This is a genomic window from Planktosalinus sp. (assembly GCF_059864935.1).
Genome location: NZ_JCBCCK010000032.1, coordinates 1 through 6275, shown reverse-complemented (window position 1 = coordinate 6275; position 6275 = coordinate 1). Strand labels below are relative to the sequence as shown.

Annotated in this window: 6 protein-coding genes; 4 read left to right on the top strand and 2 right to left on the bottom strand. The window is 37.7% G+C overall.

Going from position 1 to position 6275, the window contains the following annotated elements; all coding sequences use genetic code 11:
* The 4 genes from AC6F75_RS01340 to AC6F75_RS01325 form a co-directional block, all read left to right on the top strand.
* The coding region (locus AC6F75_RS01340; RefSeq protein WP_500713124.1) for a T9SS type A sorting domain-containing protein at window positions 1-716 on the top strand (716 nt) is incomplete at its 5' end.
* 133 nt (window positions 717-849) lie between these two features.
* Complete coding sequence (locus tag AC6F75_RS01335; RefSeq protein ID WP_500713123.1) at window positions 850-1416, top strand: hypothetical protein; 567 nt, start codon at window positions 850-852, stop codon at window positions 1414-1416.
* A 37-nt stretch (window positions 1417-1453) separates the two neighbouring features.
* Window positions 1454-3055 carry an AprA-related methyltransferase gene (locus AC6F75_RS01330; RefSeq protein ID WP_500713122.1) on the top strand — a complete coding sequence of 534 codons (1602 nt, stop codon included), beginning with the start codon at window positions 1454-1456 and terminating at the stop codon, window positions 3053-3055.
* A gap of 7 nt (window positions 3056-3062) precedes the next feature.
* Window positions 3063-4106: an AI-2E family transporter gene (locus AC6F75_RS01325; protein WP_500713121.1), complete on the top strand. Its 1044-nt coding sequence runs from the start codon at window positions 3063-3065 to the stop codon at window positions 4104-4106.
* A 1-nt stretch (window position 4107) separates the two neighbouring features.
* Here the strand turns inward: AC6F75_RS01325 and AC6F75_RS01320 are convergent, their stop codons facing one another.
* Together AC6F75_RS01320 and ffh are read right to left on the bottom strand one after the other, a co-directional pair.
* Window positions 4108-4989, bottom strand: a complete 882-nt coding sequence (locus tag AC6F75_RS01320; RefSeq protein ID WP_500713120.1) for a tetrahydrofolate dehydrogenase/cyclohydrolase catalytic domain-containing protein — start codon at window positions 4987-4989, stop codon at window positions 4108-4110.
* Window positions 4990-5015: 26 nt separating this feature from the next.
* Window positions 5016-6275, bottom strand: a 1260-nt coding sequence (gene ffh, locus AC6F75_RS01315) for a signal recognition particle protein (RefSeq protein WP_500713119.1), incomplete at its 5' end; no start/stop codon positions are given.

Below are 6275 nucleotides of genomic sequence, written 5' to 3'. Positions count from 1 at the left end.
CCACTTGGGAAGAAAGAACTCAGATTTTGGGTAGTGATGGTAATTTCACCACAACATCTTTTATCAACAATTTTTCATACAATGCGCCAGGAGAAGATGATACCTTTCAAACTGAAATATTTGATTTGAAATTTGCAGTATCTGCCTCTTTATCTTTCGATCTTGCAAAAGCACAATACAGTGCAAGCTTTTCAGATGCGCTGCGAGTTGACATATCTATTGATTGTGGATTAAGTTTTTCAAGTGTTTATTTTGAAGAAGGACTTGATTTATCAACCGTTTCAGGATATGTAACATCAAACTGGACACCAAGTTCACCTGCAAACTGGCGCACTGAAGAAATTGATTTATCAAATTATTTAGGAGAGTATATCATAATTAGGTTTGTAAACATCAATGGGTATGGGAACAGCACATTTATAGACAATATAAACATTGAAGGCGTCCTGAGCGCTGAGAGTTTTCAAGCCGGTGAATTTGTGATGTATCCCAATCCGGCAAGCAACGAGGTTTTTATTCAGTTTTATAACAACACCTCAAATATTGCCGAAATAAAAATCAACAATGCTTTAGGTCAATTGGTTTACAATTCCAATTCACAATTGAACACTGAAAACAGGGCAAATGTCAATACTTTCGGGTTTGCAAGCGGCATGTATTTTGTTACCATAAAAAATGGTGATCAAACACAAATCAAAAAGTTGATTATCAAATAAAAAAATAAATCTTAATCAAAAAAAGTCGCCTGCAATTAATGGCGACTTTTTTTATGCAAACTCAAATAACAATTGCTACTTTTATAAAAAATTTGATAAATCCTATTAATATTCAATTATTGTAAAATCAATTATGAAAAAAACAATTTTTAGCCTTATCATCACCGGCTTACTTTTAGCTGCCTGTTCAAAAAGTACAGATCCTTTTTTAATTACTGATACGCAAGTAGGTAATCTTACGAAAGAAATTAAAGTAAAACAGCTCGACTCACTGTTTGCACAAGATTCCATTGTTAAAAATTTAGCCAAAGACAACCTTATGTCAACCAATGACCAATTTGAAGTTTATGAAAAAGGAGGGGATAAGCTTCTATTACTTTCGGCTAAGAAAAATGAAGACCCCGAATCAAAAATCTCAAACGTTCAAATTTTTGACGAAAGATACAAAACTGATAAAGGCATTCATTTAAACAGTACTTTTAAAGAAATAACTGAAAAATATGAGGTTTCTTCTATTGCAAATACTATGCGTTCACTGGTAATCTCTTTAAAAGATACAGATGTTTACATCATCATAGATAAAGAAGTCCTTCCAGTTGATTTAAAAAGTCAATTTGGAGCCAAGGTAGAAGCCAGCGATATACCCGAAAACACCAAAATTAAATTTTTGATGTTGGGCTGGGAAGGTAATGGTGAATAGTCTTTTATACTAAATTTTCAAAAGAATAGACAGACAAATGATTTCCAAAGATGATAAAAAACAATACAGGGGAGAATTGTTCAGGCATCTGGATGGTATTGCCATTGCACCTGTAGCTTTTCAACTTTACAGAAAAGGAATTACAAAACACCTGTTAACCAAAAAAGAGCATTCACTTGCAGAGCTTTGTGAAAAGTTTAAAGCCAACGACGGCTACCTCAACGTGGCTTTGAGGTTATTAGCTTCACAAGGTTGGTTGGTTTATGAAATAAACAACAAAACCGAGGAGGTTAATATTAAGTTGAATAAAAACAGCAAAGCAGCTTTCACTCTTTTTGAAAATTATAAAATAGCTGTTGAGTTTCTTGAAATTTCCAGGTTGTTTCATCCAAAAAAATCCACCCCGGCTGACTTTTACAAAACCCACAAACTCATTAACGACTTTCAAAACCTGAAACTCGATTCCGGAAAAAACGGACTGGAAGCTCAGGTTAAAAAGCACATAGAGGGCGCATTTGTCGGGCCAATTTCCGTAGCATTGGCTATGAATGGTTTTTTTCATAAATATTTTATGGAAGCCTCATTTCGTGCCGGCGAGTATCATGAAGACCCTGAAAATTTTAGCAAAATCCTTGATTTCTATACCTTTTTAGAGTGGTTTACCAAAAAAGACAATACATACAGGTTTACCGAAAAAGGATTGTTTTTTGCAAAAAGAGCCAGTGCTTATGGCGTGACTGTTTCTTATGTGCCCACCTTCAACAATCTGGAAGATTTATTGTTTGGCGATTTTTCATCGCTTAGAAACACTTCAAAAAACATCGCAGAAAACCACGTGGACCGTGTAATGAATGTCTGGGGAAGCGGTGGAGCTCATACCACCTATTTTAGGCAAATCGATGACATCATCATTCAGATTTTCAACAAACCCATAGACAAACAGCCCAAAGGCATCTTGGATATGGGATGTGGTAATGGGGCTTTTCTTATTCATCTTTTTGATGTGATTGAGCAAAGAACCCTAAGGGGCACTATACTTGAAGACCATCCTTTGTTTTTGGTGGGTGTAGATTTCAATAAAGAGGCTTTGAAAGTAACCCGTTCCAATCTCGTAAATGCTGATATTTGGGCCAAAGTGATTTGGGGCGATATCGGTAATCCCGAACAACTTGAAAAAGACATTTTTAACGATTATTCCATTCACTTGAGTGACTTGCTGAACGTAAGAACCTTTTTAGACCACAACAGAATCTGGTCTGAACCTCAAAACGGCGTTGAAAACACAAACAGTACATCCACAGGTGCTTTCGCTTTTCGCGGAAAAAAACTTTCAAACAACAAAGTGGAACTCAATCTAAAAGAACATTTTATTAAATGGAAGCCTTACATCCAAAATTTTGGGCTTCTGGTGATAGAGTTACACACCATTCCGCCACAAATTGCTGCAAAAAACATTGGAAACACAGCCGTTACGGCTTATGATGCCACACACGGCTTTTCTGACCAATACATAGTTGAACTGGATATATTTTTAAAAGTGATTGGGGAAATCGGGTTAAAAAGTGTCAAGAGGAATTTTTCAAAATACCCTGATTCCGAACTTGCAACGGTGAGTATACACTATATCAAAGGTAAATAAATTCTATATGTTAAATCATCACGTTATTCGTCAGGTTTTTACACTCATATTGATTGTGGCTTTAGGAATTCTGATATTTATTGAGCTTGTTCCTTACATGACCGGTTTATTGGGTGCTATAACTCTCTATATCATATTCAGGGATAAAATGCGGGCACTTGTTCAAAGGGGTTGGAGACCACCCCTGGCAGCTCTTTTACTGATGTTTATCTCTTTGGTGGTCATTTTGATTCCATTGGCTCTGGTATCCATGATGTTATTGTCAAAAGTAAAAAGTGGTCTGGAAAGGGCCAATACAGCAATTGTAATCATAAAAGAGCAAGTGATTGGTATTGAGCAAAGAATTGGTGTTGATATTTTTTCAAGTATGGATTCAGAAAAAACTTCAGAATGGTTGTCTGAAAGCTTCCAGGGTTTGCTTGGCGACACATTTAATATAATTATAGCAATAAGTATCATGTATTTTCTTTTGTACTTTATGCTTGTAAACCGAAAACAATTTATTGAGTCTATATATTCCTATCTACCATTGCATCCTGAAAATATAAGTATTATTGGTAAAGACATAAAAAGCATTATTATGTCAAATGCCATAGGAATTCCAATTATAGCCCTACTTCAGGGTTTTGTAGCCTTATTGGGGTTTTATATGTTTGGGGTTCCCAATCCCTGGTTTTGGTTTGTGATTACTACAATTGGGTCGATGATTCCTTTTATTGGAACAGCTTTAGGAGTAGTTCCCGTGGTCATTTTACTTTACTCTACCGGAAATAACTGGGAAGCGACGGCTATGTTAATTTATGGGATAACAATTGTAGGTTCAACAGACAATGTTTTCAGGGTCATGGTCCAGAAGAGATTGGCAGACATACACCCATTGATCACCCTGATTGGTGTTATTATAGGAATTCCTTTATTTGGGTTTATGGGACTTATATTTGGCCCGCTCTTAATCAGTCTCTTTTTGTTAATGCTAAAAATTTACAAAAAAGAATACGGAAAAAGGCTCGAAGAGAAACTGGAGGAAAAACTTGAAAAGAAAACTGAATGATTTATTTTTCCCTTTTCATTTCACGGGCCAGTAAAGTATTTTTCAATAACATCGCAATGGTCATTGGCCCTACTCCCCCTGGAACCGGTGTGATAAATGAAGCTTTTTTGCTTACATTTTCAAAATCCACATCTCCCGTTATCACATAACCCCTGGGGTTGCTTTTATCTTCAACACGGGTAATACCCACATCGATAATGACGGCACCGTCTTTCACCATTTCGGCTTTAAGAAATTTTGGCACACCCAACGCAGAGATAATAATATCTGCCTGAATTGTAATTTCTTCTATGCTTTTGGTATGACTATGAGTAAGTGTTACTGTTGAATTACCGGGCCAGCCTTTTCTACCCATCAAAATACTCATAGGTCGCCCAACAATATGACTTCTTCCAATAACAACAGTGTGTTTCCCCTTGGTTTCTACTTTATAGCGCTCAAGAAGTTCAAGTATTCCAAAAGGAGTAGCGGGAATAAATGTACCCATATCAAGTGCCATTTTTCCGAAGTTTTCAGGATGAAAACCGTCAACATCCTTTGATGGGTCAACAGCCATTAATACTTTTTGTGAATTGATTTGTGGCGGTAAAGGTAACTGAATGATAAATCCGTCTATATCATCGTTAGTATTAAGTTCTTTGATTTTTTGGAGCAATTCGAGTTCGCTGGTGGTATAAGGCATTCTGACCAGGGTCGATTCAAAACCCACGCGTTCACAGGCTTTTACTTTGCTACTTACATAGGTTAAACTGGCTCCGTCATCACCCACAATCACTGCAGCAAGATGTGGCACTTTTTCGCCACGTGCTCTCATTTCGGCAACTTCTGTTGCAATTTCATTTTTTATGTCGTTTGAAACTTTTTTGCCGTCAAGAATTGTCATAAAGGTGTAATTAAGTTGATTTATGATTAACGCATTTTGCCCATCATTTGCATCATTTTTTTGCCGCCACCACCCTGCATCATCTTCATCATTTTACTCATTTGGTTGAACTGCTTTAAAAGTTGGTTGACCTCCTGAACCGATGTGCCGCTACCCCTTCCGATTCTCTTTTTTCTGCCGGCATCAATGATGGAAGGGTTTGATCGTTCTTCGGGTGTCATAGAGTGAATGATGGCTTCTATACCTTTAAACGAATCATCATCAATATCAACATCCTTCATTGCTTTTCCTGCACCGGGAATCATACCAACAAGGTCTTTCATACTTCCCATTTTCTTGATTTGCTGTATCTGGTTCAGGAAATCGTCAAACCCAAACTGGTTTTTGGCAATTTTTTTCTGAAGTTTTCTGGCTTCTTCCTCATCATATTGTTCCTGAGCGCGCTCAACAAGAGAAATCACGTCACCCATTCCAAGTATCCTGTCAGCCATCCTGTTGGGGTGGAAGACGTCAATGGCGTCCATTTTTTCACCTGTACCAATGAATTTTATGGGTTTATCCACAACGCTCTTAATAGAAATGGCTGCACCACCCCGGGTATCACCGTCAAGTTTGGTTAAAATAACACCATCAAAATTCAAGCGGTCATTAAAGGCTTTAGCGGTATTTACAGCATCCTGACCGGTCATGGCATCCACCACAAACAAAGTCTCGTGAGGAGCAACTGCTTTGTGAACATTGGCTATTTCGGTCATCATCTCTTCATCAACTGCCAGACGACCTGCTGTATCGATGATCACTACATTAAACCCGTTTTGCTTGGCGTGTGCAATGGCATTTTGAGCAATTTGCACCGGATTTTGATTGCCTTCTTCACTATATACTTCAACACCAATTTGCCCACCTACAACGTGCAACTGTTTGATAGCCGCCGGACGGTAAACATCACAGGCTACCAATAATGGTTTTTTTGTTTTTTTTGTCTTCAGGTAATTGGCCAGTTTTCCTGAAAAGGTAGTTTTACCACTACCCTGAAGACCAGACATTAAAATTACTGTAGGATTACCACCCAAATTGATTCCCGCAGTATCGCCACCCATCAGTTCGGTCAATTCGTCTTTGACGATTTTTGTCATCAATTGCCCGGGCTGTAACGTTGTCAATACATTTTGACCCAGTGCTTTTTCTTTCACCGTGTTTGTAAACTCCTTGGCAATTTTAAAGTTGACATCGGCATCGAGTAATGCGCGTCTTACCTCCTTGAGGGTTTCAGCAACATTGACTTC